Source organism: Nesterenkonia aethiopica (genome assembly GCF_039534665.1).
GTDB lineage: Bacteria > Actinomycetota > Actinomycetes > Actinomycetales > Micrococcaceae > Nesterenkonia > Nesterenkonia aethiopica.
In genome coordinates this window covers 1-1,358 of the sequence record NZ_BAAAVT010000041.1, presented here as the reverse complement: position 1 = coordinate 1,358, position 1,358 = coordinate 1, and the positions used below count along the sequence as shown (strand labels likewise).

Sequence of the window (1,358 nt, the reverse complement as noted above, 5' to 3'; positions counted from 1 at the left end):
TGTGATGTATCGGGACATCGTTGACAGATGTCTCAGATCATCGTTGACAGAAGGGCCTCCGAACCCCCGGGTTCGGAGGCCCTTCGTCGTCGGTGCCTGGTGTGGGTTCACTCGGGGTTGTATCGGGGCTGGTAGTCACGGTCGGGATCGATGCGGTGTTCGGCGATGATTTCACCGGTCTCGGTGCTGCTGGTGCTCACGTGGTTCTGGTCGATGAGCAGCAACACGTCGGTGCCGGCGTAAGCTCTGCCGATGCCCAGATGGCGCAGTTTCCCGGCGTATCGGATGGTGACCTTGCCATAAGGATCGATCGTGTCGATCCGTGTCCGGTAGCTGCCTGGTGGGGTGGTCTCTGGGGTGGCTTTGGGCAGGGCGGTGTAGGCCTGGGAAGGGGTGCGGCGGCCGATGCCCCGATGGGGCCGGTGGTGGTTGTACCACTGACGGAACTCATCGAGTTGGTCCTGAAGCTGCCCCAGGCTCGTAGCTGGCTGTTGTGCGGCCAGCCAGCGCTTCAGGGTCTGGTGGAACCGTTCGATCTTGCCCTGGGTCTGCGGGTGTCCGGGTGAGCCGTTCTTCTGCTGGATGCCTTCGGTGGCCAGCAGGATCTCGAAGCCGTTACGGGCACCGGGCCGTGAAGCCAGCCGTGAGGTGAAGACCAACCCATTGTCGGTCAGTGTGGAGGCCGGCGGTCCATAGATGCCGATCAGCTCGTGCATCGTGGAGACCACCGTGGCCCCGGTGCAGGGCAGATGGGCCTGCAGGCTCAGCAGGTAGCGGGAGTGGTCATCGAGGAAGTCGAGGATCTCCACACGCATGCCGGTGCGCAGTCGCCAGTAGGTGATGTCGGCCTGCCAGGTCTCGTTGGGCAGGCTGGCGGCGAAACGCCGCAGCGAGGACTTCGGGCGCTTTCGGGGCTCATCGGTGACCAGGCCTGCGGCCCGTAGGATGCGGTGGATCGTGGCCTTTGAGGGCGCGTGGTGGCCTTCGTTGCGTAGGTGCCAGGCGATGGTCTCGGCTCCGGCGTCAGCTCCATCGGTGTGGAGCTGGGATCGTAGGGCCAGGATGCGTTCTCGTACTGCTCCTGGGGTGCGGTGTGGGTGACGGGTGGGTGTTCGGGAGCCGGTGGTCAGGGCCTCAGGGCCGTGTTGCTGGTAGCGGTGCAGCAGGGTGTAGACCCATTGCCGGGAGATGCCGTATTTGCGTGCTGTCTGCGAGACGCTGAGTCCTTGCTCGATCACGGCCTTCACGATGACGAGATTCTTGTGCTTGCCCATGCTCGTGGCAACGCCGCTGCCCTCGGCGTCGAGGCCTGCACTGGTGTCAACGATGTCGCGAGACAGGTGTCAACTATCACTACC

General features: G+C 64.0%; 1 protein-coding gene. It reads right to left on the bottom strand.

The window, feature by feature from the left end:
- Positions 1-107 precede the first annotated feature (107 nt).
- Positions 108-1,274 (bottom strand): IS481 family transposase, encoded by a 1,167-nt coding sequence (locus ABD658_RS15250; RefSeq protein WP_344744964.1) that lies wholly within the window; start codon positions 1,272-1,274, stop codon positions 108-110.
- Positions 1,275-1,358: the final 84 nt, after the last annotated feature.